Below are 18,178 nucleotides of genomic sequence, written 5' to 3' on the forward strand. Positions count from 1 at the left end.
TTATCCCATGGAGTCAATATCATGAGTCTGACAGATACGCTCAAGAACACCCTGTCTGCATTAACTGAAAGCGGGCTGAACCGCTACCGCCTGGATATTCCATCCTGTACAGCATCACTGGATGTGGAAAGTTTCAGCGGTAAGGAGTTCATGAGTGAGCTTTACTACTATCAGGTTATCTTTACCAGCAGTGACCAGAATATCAGCTCAGCGCAACTGCTGACTAAGCCTGCCACGCTGACCATGGGAACCGGGTCTCTGATGGGGTTGACCGGGCTGAAAGTGGTGCATGGTGTGGTGACGCAATTTAAGCGTATCAGTGGTTCACGTGACCAGGCAACGTACCAGATTATTATTGAGCCGTTCTTGTCTTTGCTGCGCAAGCAATTCCGTACCCACCGCTTTTTTGTCAATAAGTCGGTACCGGAAGTTGTCGCCGAAGTGTTGCAGGAGCATGGCCTGAAAGGCTGGGAGTATGAGTTCACCCTAAAAGCCGACTATCCGAAGCGTGAACAGATTAACCAGTACAAGGAAAATGACCTCGCGTTCATTGAGCGTCTGCTGGCCGAAGTGGGGATTTTCTACTTCTTTACCCTGCAACCCGATACCCAGACCGAAGTGGTGCATTTCGCAGACAAGCAGAGCGCATGGACGTTCGGTAAGTCTCTGCCGCTCAGCAGCCCATCGGGAATGAGTGACAGTGCAGCGGACTCGATCTGGGGGGTTAACGTCCGACAGAACGTGGTTGAGCGCTCTGTCACCGCCAGTGATTACAATCACCGTGAAGCCCAGAATGTCCTGACCTCTGTACCGGCGGACATGACCTGCGGCGACGGTGACGGTGTTACCTACGGTGAGGTTTATCACTATCTACCGCGTCATCTTGAACGTGGCGACAAAATCACACCTTCAGCGGAAACCGGCAATTTCTGGGCACGCCTTGAGCATGAGCGTTTTCTTTCCGGACAGACGATTATCAGCGGGTGCAGCAATGATGCCCTGCTTTCTCCGGCCCAGGTGCTGACCATCAGTGAAAGTGTGGTAACACCTACACTGCCATCAGAAACGGACAACGGCATAATCATCACCCGAACGGGCTATATAGCCAGCCGTAAAGATGCCCTGATCGTGATGTGGGAAGGGATGCCGTATTACGAGAACCGCTGCTGGCGTCCTGCTGCTAAAAAACGCCCGGTGGTCAGCGGCACCCTGACGGCACGAGTGACCAGCGCTAAAGATAACGACATCTACGCCTGGCAGGATGCATCCGGCATGTACCGGGTGAAGTTTGATGCCGACCGTGATGATAAAAAACAGGGCATGGAAAGCATGCCGGTGCGTTTTGCCAGGCCTTACGGTGGTGATAAGTACGGCTTCCACTTCCCGCTGATTCAGGGCACGGAAGTCGCCATTGCGTTCCACGAAGGTGATCCAGATCGTCCGTATATTGCGCACGCGCTGCATGACTCGCGCCACGTTGACCATGTCACTGAAGCCAACAGCACCCGAAATGTTATCCGCACAGCTGGCCTGAACAAGCTGCGGATGGAGGATAAGCGCGGCGAGGAACACATCAAGCTCAGTACAGAGTACGGGGGTAAGACGCAGCTTAATTTAGGTCACAACGTGGATGCTTCCCGCGAACTGCGCGGTGAAGGTGCGGAGTTGCGTACCGATCGGTATGTGTCCATCCGGGGTGGTGCCGGGGTGTTTATCACTGCAGATAAACAGCCGTTTGCCGGGGACAATATGCTCTCTATGCAGGAGGCGATTGCCCAGCTCGAGAATGCACTGAGTATTGCGCGAAGCATGTCAGACGCAGCTGAAACTGCGCAGGCGCTACCCGCGGATATTCAGAGCCAGGTGAAGTTGACTAATGCCCTCAAAGATCTTGTGCAGCCAGGAATGGTGTTGAATGCACCAGAAGGCGTGAGCATCACCAGCCCACAGGCGGTTCGCATGGCGTCGGGCAGTGCCAGCGTTGGGATCATGTCGCAACAGAATACAGACATTAGCGCTCTTAAACGATTTACCGTAGCAGCAGGTGAAGCCGTGAGTATGCTGGCCCGTAAGGCCGGGATGAAACTCTTTGCGACTAAGGGAAAAGTAGAAATCCAGGCTCAGGATGATGCGCTTGAGGCGATAGCCAAAAAGGATGTGACCGTAACCAGCACAGATGGGCGGGTAGAAATCACGGCTGCGAAAGATGTCGTGCTTAAAAATCTGGAGGGTTCGTTCATCCAGTTGCAGGGTAAGAATATTATTCTGGGCTGTGAAGGTAATATCCTGTGGAAATGTGCCAATGCGCAGAAAATGGGCAGTGTAAGCATGAGTAGTGTTATGCCCCAGTTTCCATCGGGATATAGTGGGAAGTTTACTGCATCGTCTGTTGCAGGAGTTCCAGTTGCTGCCGCGGCATACATGTTGACATCGAGTAATGGGCAGAAATTATTTGGTAGAACAGACGAGAACGGTGAAACATTTCCTGTTTACTCATCAAACCCGAATGAGTCTTTTGAACTTGAAATGATTCAAAGTGATTATTGGTACGATAGTGAAAATATTGTGGACAGAGTACATTGCACATCATTTTCAGATATGTCATTCCAGGACGATGGCTGTCAATGCAGTGATTGTGAGGGGAATAAAAGTGCGTGATATTACTTTTAAGTTTAAAATTTTGTTATGTATGTTGCTGACTACATCTTTTTCTTTTGCAAGTGGCACATGGAATGCTAAATCAGCACAAATGCAATGTGGCTCAGCTTTGGTAAAGGTCAGTGCTGAATGCCAGGTGAATCAAAAAAGCCCAACGGAGAATATATGCAAAAATTACCACTTGGAAATAAAGAACGGCACGAATAATAAAGAGTTTTCTTTGCCATACATCCCGAACAGCCAAAAAGCTCTCCTGGAAAAACAGGGTTATTCCTTCAATAATGTAGTTAAGCCTGGTGATTGGGCTCCCTCCACTATGAAATGCTATGACAATGAAAATATTGTGATCGGATACCATCTTGGGCTGGATGAAGATGAGAGCGTAAAGGGATCATTGTTGTCATATATTGATGCCCCATTTATTGATCTTTCAGGGAACTTTATTACAGGCAACAAGCTTTCTGAGCTTAGATCTCGAGAAATGAAAAACCCCTACGATAATACAAGCATAGACTTTATTAGCAATCGCTGAGGTATGGTATGTCTGATTTATATGAGTATTTAAATGCCAAAAAGGGAAAGGCATATTTTGATGACCAGATTAAACCATTTTCTTTAATCTCAATCTATCCGGATATAGATACATCCCGAAAGCTAAGAGGTAACAGTCGTACAATAGGAGATGCTAATAAAGATGTCCAGGATACTATTATAGATATGATAATTACCATAGCTGTCCGCTATGGATTAAGTTATAAAGAGATATCTTATATATTATTAACTACTAAGGTTGAGTCTGGATTTAATCCCGATGCGGCAGCGGGGACTACCAGTGCAGCTGGTTTAGCACAAGGAACGGTTGGTTTTATCAACGATGCATTGACACAATCTGAAGACATTCTTGGTTTTCAGCTAGATCTTCGTAATGAGGAAGTTTTTGACGCTGAAAAAGGATGCTATGCGGTTATTTATTCCTTTTTACTTAACAAATCGAAGGTGATGGAGAGTTACACATCAGATCAAAGTGAATACTGGGAATGGCTTTATTTGTTGCATCATGATGGTGCCTATAGTTTAGGAAAATATCTCGATGGTACACGTGAGAAAAGTGCAGATGGCGAGAAGTGGGCGCTTTATATAACTAAGCATTTATCAGTTGTGGAAGGGTTACTAAAAAATACTGAAGTTAATACTATATTTAAACTGTCTACCGGAAATAATACAGCATTCAAAAACAAAAATTATATTGCTGCAATTTTTCCATTTCCCATTTCAACATGCCCAAATTTAGTGTCAGACTATGAGAAAGCTCTAGTTTTTATCAAAGGCGTGACTGATGCAAACGGGATGACTAAATCAGTCAATGCTATCGCAGGTTCAGAAATTGTGTTTGCTATTCTTGCTGATAATTACAAAGAATTAGCCAAAGCAACTGTTGAAAAAAATACCAATGAAAAGCATAAGACTCTAACTTATACCGTTAAGAAAGGCGACACTTTATCAGTAATAGCGAAGAAATATCGTGTATCAGTAGAGAAATTGGCAAGAATTAATAAGATCCATAACGTCAACATGTTGCGCATTGGTGCGAAATTAAAAATACCTGATAGTAATCAAAACCATGGATATGTTAGCCGCTATGTTTCTGAGCAGACCAGGAAAGAGATTCTCAAAAGCATCGGAGTTGAAAATGCTAATGCTAAAGCAGCCATTGAGTATTCAAGAAGCCATATCGTTTTACCTAAAGGAAGCAAGTCAGCAGACTCGGAAAAGAAAAATAATGTAATTCATATTAAAACGACGACGACGGATAAGTCCGTTGCTCGCAGGAGTAAAAATGAACCAGAGAAGCATCAGACTACTTCAGAGGGAAAGGCAAAAGAAATTTCTGTTGTTAACGACTTTGAACCTCTAGTCAAGTTTCGAACTGATATATCTGAAAAATTACAGAGCTTGGTTTCTGCTCATTCAATTGATGTTATTAAAGGAATAATGAAATCTGCAGGTGTCCATAAAATTACTATCACTAGCACCCTACGCACTCCCGAAGAGCAAGTGGAAGCAATGTACAACAATATGTGCAACAAGGGTGTACAATCCCAGCTTGATTATTATGCTGCTGCGGGTCGGGAGGTTGTACAAGTAGGTATCGCTGTGGGTGGCATAGATAAAAGTAAGGAGAATCAGGTTAAAAAAGCCATGATTGATAAAGTCAATTCTTTACAAAAAGATGGACGTCTTGTTTCAAAACATTGTGTTTCGCTTGAATCGTATGCTCAGAGAAATGTATTTGATATAAGTAAAAGATTATTACCTGTCACTTTGCAGCGGGCTTTTGATAAGGCTATTACAAAATATGTAAAAGATAATCCAGGAAAAGTGAAATATATCAGTCCATTTGAAAATCGTGGTGAGCCAGCATTCCATGTGGAGATTGTACAATGAATAAAATATTGTTTTTTATTGCTGTCGTTCCTTTTTTTGCATTTTGCAATACTATTAAGGTAAAAGATGGTCTGTATTATGGATATTGGGTTTATAAAGATCATGGTGCCGTGAAAGAGTATGGTGTTTTAGCTAACGAACCTAGAAAATTGATGGGTGAATATATATTAACGCCTGTTCATAAGTTTACTGATGATAATGAAATATATATTAAAGTTAAGGGGGGTATCCCAATCGTATATTTTTATCAAAAAAGTGTTGGGTCTGATCTGAATACGGTTGGATGGGCTGGCGCTAGATTTACTGAGGGGGATATGATTATTTCTACAAGCACTATTCGAATGGTCACAGAGGATGCCACAGACCATATATTTGTTGGTGAGGAATTCTTAGGGAAACGGATAAGGCTTAAAAAGGATGAAGTGGTTCCGTTGTCATTAATTGATGACAATAGTTTTAATGTGGACTGTAATCAATACTTGGATATTAATGCTTATAGGGAGAATGGTATTCCTGATTATGAAGAGCCAGATCCAAAAGGACGGGAAGGGATAGGTTTATCTTATCCTGCAACGGTTTTTGCAGTCGGTGAACTCGGTGTTTGTTCTGCATTTCTCGATGATGATATTGTTCCTCAAATTAAAAACGGATGGATTCATTTCCGTCGACTCAATTAAAACATATAAACTAATTTGTTAGGTGTGATATGTCCAAAGGATTTGTATTGCCAGGAGATAAAACTACTCACGGCGGTGAGGTTATATCTGCATCTTCGACCATAATCGTGAACGGAAAGAATGTAGCCCTCGTTGGCGATGAAATTAATTGCCCTGTTGAAGGGCATGGTATTAATGCCATTATAGAAGGGTCACCAGAATGGATCTCTGATGGGAAGCCTGTTGTTGTGGATGGCTGCGAATGTGAATGTGGTTGCCATGTTATCTCCAGTGCGCCGGATTGTTCAGTAGGATAAGTTATGAGCTGGGAGCGTCAGAAAGCTACAATTTCTGCAGAACCTGATGAGCCGTCACTGGTCATCTGGCTGATTGCAGGCCTTATTGCTGTTATTGCTGGAGTGTTGCTCTTTGTACTCCACGCCAATCAGTTTCTGGATGAATTGCAAAAATTTAACCTCTGGATTGTTGCCGGAAGCCCTCTTTTTATCTGGTTCGTGACGATTTGTATTCGCGGCTGGATGTATAACCACGCAATGGATCGTCACCAGTTTGAATCTGATGAAGCAGATTATGCACAGCAGCAATGGATTTCCTGGGCCGGGCGTTATCTGGCGGTTCTGCATAGCCGGGTTATCCTGCCTCATGAATTGACGCCATCCACATTTCTGCAGGCCCCCAAAGATCTTGAGCAGGGTAGCTCTCTTTCTCGGGGAATAACGTTACCTGTGGGCGAAGATGCTTTTTCAGCATTGATTGGGGGCCTGGACATATCAGAATTACAGCGCTTAACTGACCTCCCTTTCCACGCAACCTTACTGACGGATTCACACGATCCTGATAAGACATTGCAGAGAGAATTTTCAGCATGCTGGCTCCAGTTAGTTGGACAGGCGTTTCCCGTACCGTTACTGACAATTCTTAAAGACCGAACCTTCGATTGGGTGGGCGAACGTCTTAAATCCCCGATTCTGGATGTTGAGCTTCTGTTAGTTCACCAGACTCAGGGAGGGAATGAGTACAGTGATTCGCTCTCGGCTTTAATGCTGACCTCTGATGATGTAGCAACGAAGTATCAGCTTAACCATCACGCTCGCCTTCTTCGGCCTATGTCGCTTGAATCAACCCAAATGCTGAGTGAAGAGCTTGATACCTTTTTCTCGACCCAATCACAGGCTATCGCTGCGCGTGCAATAGTGGGTGACAGCATGGAGTGGGGTTATGATTTTTCCACTCTGCTGGCCAGTGCAAAACAATATGAAGGCCGCTGGAAACCCCAGCAGTGCCATTGGCTGGAGAAATATGCCGGGCTCAGCGGTCCTTTCTCACCGTGGATTATGGCCGCCGTCGTCAGTGATATAGCTATGCTCACAAAAGAAGATTGCCTGATGCTTTCGGGTGACAAAGAGCAGCGATTTGTAAATACCGTAACTACAGGGAATCTGATGAATGGCGAAGGATAACTCAGTGTGGCGTGGTAACTGGGGACGCATCAGTATTACTGCGCTGATTGCTGTCGCGATCGGATTGGCTATCTGGAAAAAGGGGGATGCGTTCGGACTGACCAGTATTGGCCTTAAGCTGCTGGTATTTATGGCGGTGATAATCCTTCTGCTGCTTGTCCGCCATGGCAAAATCATTTGTCTTGCGATTAAACAACAGTGGTCGCGTTTTCAGGCAAAGCGTAAAAGTGTCCTGCCTGCCGATGAAGGACGTGTCAAACAGACCGCCCCACGCAATGTCACCGTCGACTCCATCCGCCTCGCCATGCGTAACCTCTACGGTCGGCGCTGGGGCCGTAAAACACGTATCCTGCTGATAACTGGTACTGCTGCAGAAGTGGAGCAGCTCACACCCGGCCTCACCAGCCAGCTCTGGCAGGAAGATCGCGGCACGCTATTGCTGTGGGGCGGTGACCTCAATACGCCAGCAGACAGCGCCTGGCTGACCGCGCTGCGCAAACTGCGCCGCCGTCCGGTGGATGGGCTGGTGTGGGTCACCTCGGCCTTTGACCAGCTCTCAGCACCGGGACTGGAACAGCCGCTGCCGGTACCGTCTGAAAGCACCATGGACTCCCTGTCTCATGCCATTAGCGCGCGTATGGAAACGCTTGGCTGGAAACTCCCGCTGTATGTCTGGTCCCTGCACCCGCGCGCCGATAAGCAGGAAGGGCGCATTACGCAGGCTACCGGCTGCCTGTTACCTGTCGGTTGTCGTACCGAAGGGCTGGCAGAACAACTCTCTGCCCTGACGCCGGATTTGACTTCACAGGGTCTGCAGCAGACCTGCGGTGAGGTGAAACATAACTTCTTACTGACGCTGGCTGACCAGCTCATTCGCGAACCAGAAAGTGTGACTGCACCGCTGTCGGTGATGCTCAATCCGTACCGCCCGCTGCCGCTGGCTGGTGTGGTGTTTAGTCAGCCCTCTGCCGGTGCCGAACGTGTCGTAACACATCACTGGGGCATGGATAAGCGCTGGGATGTTTTGCCTGAGTCTGTCCGCACGCTTCCTGCCGGACTGCGTCCGCGCAAGCCGGGCATTCCATGGCGCAAAGTGTTTGCGTCAGTTGTCGCCCTGGCGATGGTGGGCTGGGCTGCATGGATGAGCATCGCGTATGTCACCAACCGCAGCCAGATTGACGGCGCGAATATCCAGACCGCACTTGCCGCCCGACAGAATCAGCCGCTGGAGCAGCGCCTGCACGCGCTGTCTGAACTCCAGAAAACCCTGGCTCGTCTGCAGTACCGCTCTGAGCATGGCGTGCCGTGGTACGAGAAGGCCGGCCTGAGCCAGAATAATGCCCTGCTGGCAGCACTCTGGCCACGCTATCAGGACAGTGCACTGCCGCTGTTGCGGGATGCGGCCGCAACCCATCTTCAAAAGCAAGTCAGCGCCTTTAACGCGTTGCCGCCGGGTAGCCCACTGCGTGAGCAGATGGCAAAAGCCACCTATGACCAGCTCAAGCTCTACCTGATGCTGGCGCGTCCGGAACATATGGACGCGGCCTGGTTCAGCCCGGCGCTGTTGCACGACTGGCCAAAACGCGATGGCGTGAAAGACGGTGTCTGGCAGGGCGTGGCGCCGTCACTGCTGTCGTTCTATGGTGCGCAGCTGGTTGCGCACCCTGAGTGGAAATTGCGGGCAGATGAGAACATGGTCAGCCAGGCGCGTTCCCTGCTGGTTCGCCTGATGGGCTTACGTAACAGTGAGTCGACCCTGTACCAGAAGATGCTCTCCCAGGTGGCGCATCTGTATGTCGATATGCGCCTTGAAGACATGACCGGCGATACCGATGCATCCCGTCTGTTCAGCACTACGGAAATCGTGCCGGGCATGTTCACCCGTCAGGCCTGGGAGCAGGCCGTGCAGCCCGCCATCGAAAAGGTGGTGAAGGCGCGCCGGGACGAGCTTGACTGGGTGCTGACTGACAGTAAGCGTCAGGTGAATAAACAGAACGAAACCTCGCCGGAAGCACTGAAAAAACGTCTGACCGAGCGCTACTTCGCTGACTTCGGCGGAGCCTGGCTGGAGTTTCTCAACAGCCTGCGCTGGAACCGGGCCACCACGCTGTCGGACTCTATTGACCAGCTGACTCTGATGGCTGATGTGCGTCAGTCACCTCTGGTGGCGTTGATGAACACCCTCAATGTGCAGGGGCGCACGGGTCAAACTGGCGAAGCGATTTCCGACTCGCTGGTGAAGTCAGCGAAGAACCTGCTCGGTGGTGACAACAAAGATGCCATTGACCAGAGTGTCGGGGTTCATGGCCCGCTGGATGCGACCTTTGGCCCGGTGCTGGCGCTGATGGACAAGATCCGCACGGGCGCACAGGAGTTGAGTCTGCAGTCGTTTCTGACCCGCGTGACGCAGGTGCGTCTGCGACTGCAGCAGGTGACCAATGCTGCTGACCCGCAGGCTATGGCCCAGACCATTGCCCAGACCGTATTCCAGGGCAAGGCTGTGGATCTGACCGAAACCCGCGACTACGGCAGCCTGATTGCCGCGAGTCTCGGTCAGGAGTGGAGCGGCTTTGGGCGCACGGTGTTTGTGAACCCAATGGAGCAGGCCTGGCAGCAGGTGCTGACCCCGGCGGCCGACAGCCTCAATGCACAGTGGCAGCAGGCGGTGGTGGCTGAGTGGAACAGTGCCTTTGGTGGCCGTTATCCGTTCAACAACTCCAGCAGTGATGTTTCTCTGCCGCTGCTGGCCAAATACCTCAACGCAGATTCCGGGCGTATCGCGCAGTTCCTGCAAATCCGCCTCAAAGGCGTGCTGCACAAAGAGGGCAACCACTGGGTGCCGGACAGCATCAACTCGCAGGGCCTGGCCTTTAATCCGGCGTTCCTCAACGCCATCAACACCCTGAGTCATATCTCGGATGTGGCCTTCACCGAAGGCAATGCCGGCATGAACTTCGAGCTGCGCCCGGGCACCGCCGCTGGCGTGATGCAGACGGATATGATTATCGACAGCCAGAAGCTGACCTATTTGAACCAACTGCCAGCGTGGAAGCGCTTTTCGTGGCCTGCGGATACCGAAGTCCCTGGCGCGAACCTGAGCTGGGTTAGTATCCAGGCTGGCACCCGCCAGTACGCCGATATTCCTGGTGCCTGGGGCTGGATCCGCCTGCTCGATAAAGCCGCCGTCAGTGCCTACCCGGGCGTGGGCAGCAGTTACAGCCTGAGCTGGAAAGCACAGGACGGTCGCATGCTCAATTACACCCTGCGTACCGAAGCGGGAGAAGGCCCGCTGGCACTGCTGAAGCTGCGTAACTTCCGCCTGCCGGAAACCATCTTCAGCACCACCGGTATCGCACCGTCAGACCCGGCGACTGATACGGCCAGTGATGCAGAGGAAGTCTACTGATGAGCACGCTCAATGCCTTACTTAGTGCCTGCCAGACAGAGCAGGCATCTCTGCTTGCTGCCACCCGTGAACGCGTGGTGCAGTGGGACAGCTGGCTGCAGCCGCTGTCCGGTTCATCACCCGTGGGCGAGGATCCGGGCTATAACGATGACTTCCAGCAGATGCGCGAGGAGGTCAACAAGCTCTCCGGCGCGGATACCGAGCTCATCTGCCGGCTGGCAGAGAAGCTGCTGACCACGACCGCCAAAGATATCCGTGTGGCGACGTACTACTGCTGGGCGAAGCTGCACCGCGAAGGTGAGCAGGGGCTGGCGGAAGGGCTCGAACTGCTGGCTGGCCTGCTGGAACGCTTTGGACCACAGCTGCACCCGCAGCGTGACCGCAGCCGTAAGGCGGCACTGGAATGGCTGGCAGGGTCGCGCATGACCGACTCGCTTTCCCTGTACCCGGAAGTTGTCAGGATCGATGCGATGCGAACCACTGGTGCGCTGCTGCTGATATCACAGCTTATTGAGAATGAGCCCGATGAAACCCGTCCTGAACTCAGTGCGCTGTACGGTGCCCTGGAAAGTCGTTTGCACAAAGCGGGGGGCGTGGATGCCGTGGTACCGCAGAACGCCAGTACCAGCGAAACCCCTTCACCTGCCAGTCACAACGATGCACCGGCTATCGGGCGTATCACTTCCGGCCAGGATTTGCTGGCCCAGGCCCGCACCCTCACCGAATATCTGCGTGAGCAGCCGGACGGCTGGCTGTCAGCACACCATCTGATGAAAAGTCTGCGTCATGACACCCTGCGGGCTATCCCGGCCCCGGATGCGCAGGGGCGTACACGCATCGAGCCACCAAGGGCGGATCAGCGCGCGTTACTCAAACGCCTCTACCTGCAGCAGAACTGGGCTGAAATGCTGGATACAGCAGACAGCACGTTTTCCCGCGGTGCCAACCACCTGTGGCTGGATTTACAGTGGTACATCCACCAGGCGCTGACGAAATCCGGCAAGGAAACGCTGGCCGACATTGTCACGGCTGATCTGAAAGGGCTGCTGTCGCGCCTGTCCGGGCTGGAGACGCTGGCGTTCAGTGACGGCACGCCGTTTGCGGACGAAGTGACGCTGAACTGGATCCAGCAGAGCGTGCTGGACACCGTCGGCGGTTGGGGTAATGACACGCCATCAGCCCCGGTCACCGCCGGTAACGATGACATTCTGTCGCTGGAGCCGGAAGCCGTAGCGCTGGCCGACAGTGAAGGCCCGGATGCGGCGCTGGGCTGGTTGCAGACCCGGCCCGGCATCGCCACCGCGCGCCAGCAATGGCTGTTGCGACTGCTAATGGGCCGCATTGCTGAGCAGTACGGTAAGAATGACCTGGCGGTGCACCTGTTTGCAGAACTGGGTGAGCGCGCCAGAGAAGTGACCCTCAATGACTGGGAGCCAGAGCTGCTGTTTGAGGTACAGGCCCGTCATCTGAAACTCCTGCGCCTGAAAGCCGGTCGCAGTGAGGCTGATAAGACCCGCCTTACGCCGGTAATGGACCAGTTACTTGCCGGGCTGATCGCCGTCGATCCCGCCCGTGCCGCCGTGCTTTGCGGTTAAATCCACAGGAACAGAAATAAATGGAAGATTTGACCCTGCGTTATTACGACGCGGAAATGCGCTACCTCCGTGAAGCGGCCAAAGAATTTGCTCAGACCCATCCGGATCGGGCCGCGATGCTGGATCTGGATAAGGCCGGCACACCTGATCCCTATGTCGAACGTCTGTTTGAAGGTTTTGCTTTTTCGATGGGGCGGCTGCGCGAGAAGATTGACGACGACCTGCCGGAACTGACCGAAGGGCTGGTCAGCATGCTCTGGCCACACTACCTGCGCACCATTCCTTCACTCTCAGTAGTGGCGTTCACACCTGCGCTTCAGGCCGTGAAGATGGCGGAAGTGATGCCAGCGGGTCTGGAAGTGTATTCCCGCCCGGTGGGGCCTAAAAATACGGTCTGTCGCTACCGTACTACCCGGGATGTGATGCTCAACCCGCTGAACATCTCAGGGGTGACTATGACCACTGAGCCTGACGGGCGTTCGCTGCTGCGGATGCGCTTTGCCTGCAGCACTCAGGCAGACTGGTCCCATGCTGACCTCAGTCACCTGAGCCTCTATCTTGAGGCTGACGCGCCCGTCAGTAGCCAGCTGCACCTGATGCTGACCAGAAGGCAGGCCGCTCTGTATATGCGCCTGCCCGGGCAGATCGACCGTATCCGGCTTGACGGGTATTTCTCACCGGGCGGGTTTGCCGAAGAGGATGGGCTGTGGCCGAAAGGCGACACCGCATTCAGTGGCTACCAGCTGCTGCTGGAGTATTTCACCTTCCGCAACAAGTTTATGTTTGTCCACCTCAACGGTCTGGACGACATTACGCCGCCTGCCGGGGCTGAGTACTTCGACATCGAAGTGGTCTTCAGCACGCCGTGGCCATCAGACCTGCCGGTCACCGATGATGCGGTTCGCCTCCACTGCGTGCCGGTGATTAACCTGTTTACGCTGGAGGCTGACCCTCTCACCATCACCGGGCTTGAAAGTGAGTACCTGCTGCGTCCTAAGCGGCTCCAGGACGGGCATACTGAGATTTATTCGGTGGATTCGGTTACCGGTTCAAACCGCACCAGTGATGCCGAATACGTGCCGTTCAGCAGCTTCCGCCACAAGGGCGGGATGATGCGCAGTCATGCGCCACCTCGCTATTACCACACCCGCGTTAAGCGGGGTGTCACCGGGCTGTATGACACCTGGCTGATTCTGGGCGGGCACCAGTGGGAAGATGACCGCCTGTTTGAGCGCGAAGCCGTATCGCTGCAAATCACCGGCACCAACGGTCAGTTACCGCGCCGGGCGCTTCAGAGCACGCTGCTCGACCGCAGTGAGCAGGTGGTCAGTACACCGCTTTCAGTACGCAACCTCTGTAAGCCCACGCTGCCGGTTTACCCGCCTGCGGAAGACCGTTTCCACTGGCGGGTATTGAGCCACCTCGGCTCCGGGTTTCTGAATATGATGAGTACTGCCGAAGTGCTGCGCGGGACGCTGGCACTCTATAACTGGCAGGGAGATGAACTGAATACCCGGCGTCTGGAGGCGATTCAGCAGGTGGAGCACCACCGCCTGCAACGTTTTGAGCAGGGCTACCTGCTGCGGGGGCTGGATATCGAAGTGACCCTCGACAGCAACGGCTTCACCGGCGAGGGCGATATTCACCTGTTCGGTGAAATGCTAAACCGGTTCTTTGCTCTGTATGCCGATATGAACCAGTTTAACCAGCTCACCCTCATTGTTCAGCCAGAAGGAAAATGCATCCGGTGGAAAGAGAATCACAGTCCGCGCCTGCCCGGCTGATAGCGCAACTGGGGGACCGGCTGCCATATATCAACTTTTACCGCTTCTGCCAGTTGCTGGAGCAGAACCAGCCGGACAAACCGGTTACGGGCAGTACCTGGCAGGTACGTCATGAACCGGTACGTTTTCGGCCACACCCGGGGATGGGTTTTCCGGCTTCAGAAATTAAAGGTATTGAGCAGTCTGAGCATTCGCATCTGCCGCCGACTGTGCGCATCACCTTTATGGGACTCTACGGCGTGGAGTCCCCGCTGCCGACGCACTATATCGATGACATTACCCAGCGACGGGAAGGGTATGAGGCCACCGCGGATTTCCTCGATATCTTCAACCACCGGCTGATTGCCCAGTACTACCGTATCTGGCGTAAATACTCATACCCGGCGACTTTCGAAGAAGGCGGTAAGGACAACACCTCGCAGTACCTGCTGGGACTTGCCGGGCTCGGGATTAACGGCTGCACGGACAGTATCGCGACTCCGGCTTCACGCTTTCTGGCACTGCTGCCGGTCATGTTGCTGCCGGGGCGTACCGCAGAAGGCATGGCCTCGCTGGTGCGCCTGCTGGCACCCAACACACAGGCGAAAATCTGGCACCACGATAAACGCCGCGCGCCGCTGAAAAAGCCCCTGACCATGAGCGTCAGCCAGCCCGTCACCCTGACAAACCGTCCGGTGATGGGCAGCTATGCCACCGACGTGAACAGCCGGGTGCTGATGCGCCTGACCACCTCTGACCCGGCTGAAGTACAGGGCTGGTTACCGGGCGGGGAGCTTCACACGGATTTAATGGCGCTGCTGCATGTCTATCTTGGCTCCCGCCTCGATGTGCGGTTACAGCTGTGTGTCGACCGAAGTCTGCTGCCTGACGCGACCATCAGCAGTAAACCGCAGGCAGGTGCCGTGCAACTGGGCCGTACCGCCGTGATGCGGCCGCTGAATGCAGCGAACACCGTCATGCACCCCAAAACCATAACCATCAATCTTGGCCGCTATGAGCGTGTACAGGAAAATATTCAACGCAGGGAGACCGATGAAGATGGCGATTACCGCTGGTAAATTTCCTCTGGTTGCACTGGCCGCGGGCATCACACTGATGCTCGCTGGCTGTGGGCTGACCCAGAAAGTGACAGACGGCACCGTTGCCGTGACCAAATCGATTTTTTACAAGCAGGTAAAAACCCTGCATCTGGATATCCGCGCCCGCGAGGCCGTTAACAGCAATGCAGGCGGGGTGGCGCTGTCGACGGTGGTGCGTATTTACCAGCTCAAAGACCGGAAAACATTCGACATGACGGACTATCCGTCACTGTTTAAGGCTGACAGTCAGGCCATCAAAGCAGACCTGGTGGCGGAGAAAGACATCCGCCTGCAGCCGGGTGGGGCAGTGACGGTTGATATGCCGATGGAAGAGAGTGCGCAGTATGTGGCGGTGGCCGGGATGTTTATGTCACCGGACCAGGAGAACAACACCTGGCGTGTGGTGCTGAGTCGTGACGATCTCGATCCGGATAAAGCACGCGTCATTGAGGCGGGGAACAACCGGCTGACACTTCAGGCGCTGAAAGATGAGTGAGTTATCCCGTCCTTCATTGTATGAAACACTCTACGGCAACTTCACCGGCGGCCTCGATCTCCATCAGGTCAGTGAACAAAATCAGGTGATTTTGTCCGTGCTCGATAACATGCAACGGATCCTTAACTGCCGTGCTGGCACGCTGGCGCATCTGCCGGACTATGGCCTGCCGGATATGACCAAAATCCTGCAGGGCATGCCGGGGACTGCCCATGAACTGATGGGTGCTCTGTCGGCTGTTCTGCTCAGATATGAGCCACGCCTGAGAAAAATAGCCGTTGTCCTGCTGGAACAGAACATCCCCGGTGAGTTGCGCTACGCCATTGATGCGGAACTTAACGGTGTTGGCCTCGTACGCTATGGCACAGAGTTTATGCCAGAAGGGCGGGTTCTCCTGCGACACCTGAAGCAACAGCAGTATCTCGACACAGCAACCCGGCTGTAAGGCCAGTTAATACCATGTCAGTAAAATCACAGTTCCTCGAAAAACTACAGGCCAGAGAGCCAGCCCCGATCTTATCTACCAGCAAGACTCAGGCCGATATTGCAGAGTTTCGCCTGCGAATGGTGCAGCTTCAGGAGCAGATGGATGCGTGGCTGGTGGGTACCGGATTGAATGTGGAAACATTTACCGTTGCTGTTACGGATCTGCTGGTGGAGGACAGGACTTTTGAGATTGCCGCTATCACCCTGCGTTACGACGATCGCTCTGTAAAATTTACACCGGTATTTTTGTACGGTCAGGGCGTGACAGGATGCGTGGAAGTGACTCTTCATGCAGAAGGCAGTGTGACGTCTGTGGGGCGCCTTTTCATGCGGGCAGGTCATTTCAGTGACTGGTCCTTTACTCCGCCGGGAGCATTATCCCGTCCCGGACAGAGTTTTGATGAAAGCACCTTTTTTAGTCTGATTCTGGCGCTTCTGCCATAACTGCTGGTATTGCAGTACCCGTTCCTCTGAATATGCCCGCATAAGCGTTAATCCTCCATATTTCCGTACGCGTCAAAATGGACAACTGGTCATGAATCACATCCCCCCACATAAAATCAAAACCGGTGGTGACCCGCGCACGCTACCGGATTATGCCGCCCTGCGTGATGAACTGAGTAAGCTGACACATCCGGCTCGCCCGGATGTGAACTGGCGTTATGCCGAAAAACGCTGTCTCTCACTGTTTGAGCAGAATGGTGTGGAGCTACAGACGCTGTCCTGGTACACGCTGGCCCGAACGCAACTGGCTGGTTTATTGGGGCTCAATGAAGGTCTGGCGATACTCGAGGCACTGATAAGCCATCAGTGGGGCGCACTCTGGCCGCAGCCTGTCCATGCCCGCATGAAAATCCTCAGCAGTCTGAGTCAGCGTTTACAGCAACTGATTCGCTCGCTCCCGCTAAATCACAGCGACCTCAGCCAGCTGTATCGGGCGGAGCAACAGCTTACCGCTCTGGGTGAGGTGCTGCAGGGCCTGGAGCTTAAGCATCTGAGCCAGCTCGATACGTTACGTACCTTGATGCACAACAGTGCTGCCAGGCTGGAACACAGCGATGGCATAACCAGCACCAGGCCGGACATTCAGCCAGGTATCAGGTTGCCTGCCACCGCGATGAATAGTGCCGCAGCATCCACGAGGGACCTTGCTGGTAGTCCGCCTGAAGATACGTCAGCAAGCGTAGTGAAGTGGGTTTATGCGGCGCTGCCGGAACACCAGGCGAATGCAGAAGCAATGGCGGCAATGCCCAATCAGGTAAAAAAATGGAAATTCTTCGCTGCCGGGATGTGTACCATGCTGGTGGTAAGCACAGTCACACTATGGAGCTGGCAGTTTCTTAATCGGCCAGTCCCGTTGCAGACTCAGCTTGCAGCCTCACTGGCTCCATTGCCTGCATCTCTCACGCCTGAACAACTGGATATGTGGCGTCAGCAAGCTCCGTTACCACAGGTTTTAATAACACAAACACAGCAGCAGCTTGCCCGGCTGGGTAAATTGCCTCCTGACTGGAATATTGAATACAGTCGACAGTTGCTGGAACAGGTCCGGGTACTTTGGCCGGAGCAGGCTAAGCCACTAATCCAGCAGTGGCAGCAACAACTTAATGCTGCCGCATTGCCAACAGAACAGCTGAATGGCTGGTCTCAGGGAATGGCGACACTACAAAAACTGAGTGACAGGCTGAACGAACTGGATGTGCAGAAAGGAAAATACCTGACGGTCAGTGAGCTGAAGTCAGTCGTTTTTTCCGCTATGCAGTCCTTTAATCAATCCATACCGGCTGAAGAGCAGCTAAGGGTATTGTCACAAAATCCAGCAGGCGAACCTTTGCCTGCTGCTGTCAGAGCTCAGCTGGAGATGCATCTGAAGCAACTGATTGCCCGTTATGCAGAAATAAAACAGGATTCATTAAAATAAAAAAGATATTTAAAGCACAGGTATCCAGCTAATAACCCAGACCTGGCAGGTCATAATCACAACTCATTCACTGGTGTTGATGGATTTGCCTAAAGAACATAGCCAGGGCCGGCAAATGATTATTGATTCTGAGAAGAAAAAGGGCAAAGGGGGATAGCCGTCAGTAATGGC

General features: G+C 52.6%; 14 protein-coding genes. All 14 read left to right on the top strand.

All coding sequences use genetic code 11. The features are described 5' to 3' along the window. Window positions 1–21 precede the first annotated feature (21 nt). The 14 genes from NR201_RS13970 (at window position 22) to NR201_RS14035 (ending at window position 18,007) form a co-directional block, all read left to right on the top strand. Window positions 22–2,658: a type VI secretion system Vgr family protein gene (locus NR201_RS13970; RefSeq protein ID WP_033772342.1), complete on the top strand. Its 2,637-nt coding sequence runs from the start codon at window positions 22–24 to the stop codon at window positions 2,656–2,658. Beyond that, a complete protein-coding gene (locus NR201_RS13975) occupies window positions 2,651–3,190 on the top strand; it encodes a hypothetical protein (RefSeq protein WP_256849870.1) in 540 nt (179 codons plus the stop codon). Before NR201_RS13970 ends, NR201_RS13975 begins: the two co-directional genes overlap by 8 nt. Before the next feature lie 8 nt (window positions 3,191–3,198). Next, window positions 3,199–5,103, top strand: a complete 1,905-nt coding sequence (locus NR201_RS13980) for a LysM peptidoglycan-binding domain-containing protein (protein WP_256849871.1) — start codon at window positions 3,199–3,201, stop codon at window positions 5,101–5,103. Continuing rightward, a complete protein-coding gene (locus NR201_RS13985; RefSeq protein WP_033772338.1) occupies window positions 5,100–5,780 on the top strand; it encodes a hypothetical protein in 681 nt (226 codons plus the stop codon). The genes NR201_RS13980 and NR201_RS13985 overlap by 4 nt, the downstream gene beginning before the upstream one ends. Window positions 5,781–5,809: 29 nt before the next feature. Further along, entirely contained in the window at window positions 5,810–6,076 is a 267-nt protein-coding gene (locus tag NR201_RS13990) for a PAAR domain-containing protein (RefSeq protein ID WP_071998046.1), read from the top strand. 3 nt (window positions 6,077–6,079) lie between these two features. Further along, window positions 6,080–7,240 (top strand): hypothetical protein, encoded by a 1,161-nt coding sequence (locus tag NR201_RS13995; protein ID WP_256844630.1) that lies wholly within the window; start codon window positions 6,080–6,082, stop codon window positions 7,238–7,240. Continuing rightward, entirely contained in the window at window positions 7,227–10,646 is a 3,420-nt protein-coding gene (locus NR201_RS14000) for an ImcF-related family protein (protein WP_256849872.1), read from the top strand. Before NR201_RS13995 ends, NR201_RS14000 begins: the two co-directional genes overlap by 14 nt. Then, entirely contained in the window at window positions 10,646–12,241 is a 1,596-nt protein-coding gene (gene tssA / locus NR201_RS14005; protein ID WP_256849873.1) for a type VI secretion system protein TssA, read from the top strand. Before NR201_RS14000 ends, tssA begins: the two co-directional genes overlap by 1 nt. A 20-nt stretch (window positions 12,242–12,261) precedes the next feature. After that, window positions 12,262–14,025 carry a type VI secretion system baseplate subunit TssF gene (tssF, locus tag NR201_RS14010; protein ID WP_158149145.1) on the top strand — a complete coding sequence of 588 codons (1,764 nt, stop codon included), beginning with the start codon at window positions 12,262–12,264 and terminating at the stop codon, window positions 14,023–14,025. Continuing rightward, the gene (gene tssG / locus NR201_RS14015; protein WP_182504375.1) at window positions 13,980–15,083 is read left to right on the top strand and encodes a type VI secretion system baseplate subunit TssG; all 1,104 of its coding nucleotides are present in this window, start codon (window positions 13,980–13,982) and stop codon (window positions 15,081–15,083) included. The genes tssF and tssG overlap by 46 nt, the downstream gene beginning before the upstream one ends. After that, the gene (gene tssJ / locus NR201_RS14020) at window positions 15,064–15,600 is read left to right on the top strand and encodes a type VI secretion system lipoprotein TssJ (RefSeq protein ID WP_171820335.1); all 537 of its coding nucleotides are present in this window, start codon (window positions 15,064–15,066) and stop codon (window positions 15,598–15,600) included. Before tssG ends, tssJ begins: the two co-directional genes overlap by 20 nt. After that, window positions 15,593–16,045, top strand: coding sequence for a type VI secretion system baseplate subunit TssE (tssE, locus tag NR201_RS14025; protein WP_062758737.1), 453 nt, complete (start codon window positions 15,593–15,595; stop codon window positions 16,043–16,045). Before tssJ ends, tssE begins: the two co-directional genes overlap by 8 nt. A gap of 14 nt (window positions 16,046–16,059) precedes the next feature. Beyond that, window positions 16,060–16,530 (top strand): hypothetical protein, encoded by a 471-nt coding sequence (locus tag NR201_RS14030; RefSeq protein WP_033788154.1) that lies wholly within the window; start codon window positions 16,060–16,062, stop codon window positions 16,528–16,530. A gap of 91 nt (window positions 16,531–16,621) precedes the next feature. Next, window positions 16,622–18,007 (top strand): VasL domain-containing protein, encoded by a 1,386-nt coding sequence (locus tag NR201_RS14035; RefSeq protein WP_033772325.1) that lies wholly within the window; start codon window positions 16,622–16,624, stop codon window positions 18,005–18,007. Window positions 18,008–18,178: the final 171 nt, after the last annotated feature.

The organism is Pantoea sp. Fr-CA_6 (genome assembly GCF_024520895.1).
GTDB lineage: Bacteria > Pseudomonadota > Gammaproteobacteria > Enterobacterales > Enterobacteriaceae > Pantoea > Pantoea agglomerans.